The organism is Bacillus cereus group sp. N14, from assembly GCF_016483555.1.
Lineage (GTDB): Bacteria > Bacillota > Bacilli > Bacillales > Bacillaceae_G > Bacillus_A > Bacillus_A wiedmannii.
This window is the reverse complement of the sequence record NZ_JAEHBQ010000109.1, coordinates 1-247: the sequence shown is the minus strand read 5'-3', so window position 1 is coordinate 247 and position 247 is coordinate 1. Positions and strand designations below refer to the sequence as shown.

Here is a 247-nt window from a genome sequence, read left to right as displayed (position 1 = left end):
CGAAGTGGCTAAACGCGGCGGACTGTAAATCCGCTCCTTCGGGTTCGGCAGTTCGAATCTGCCCCCCTCCACCATTTACATAGGGGCATAGTTTAAAGGTAGAACTGAGGTCTCCAAAACCTCCAGTGTGGGTTCGATTCCTACTGCCCCTGCCAAATATATTTACACAACATGGCGGTTGTGGCGAAGTGGTTAACGCACCGGATTGTGGCTCCGGCATTCGTGGGTTCGATTCCCATCAGTCGCC

General features: G+C 53.4%; 2 tRNA genes. Both read left to right on the top strand.

Annotated features, from left to right (window positions below):
- Positions 1-81 precede the first annotated feature (81 nt).
- Positions 82-155 (top strand) — tRNA-Trp (locus JDS82_RS29315).
- Between the two features lie 19 nt (positions 156-174).
- A tRNA-His gene (locus JDS82_RS29310) sits at positions 175-247 on the top strand.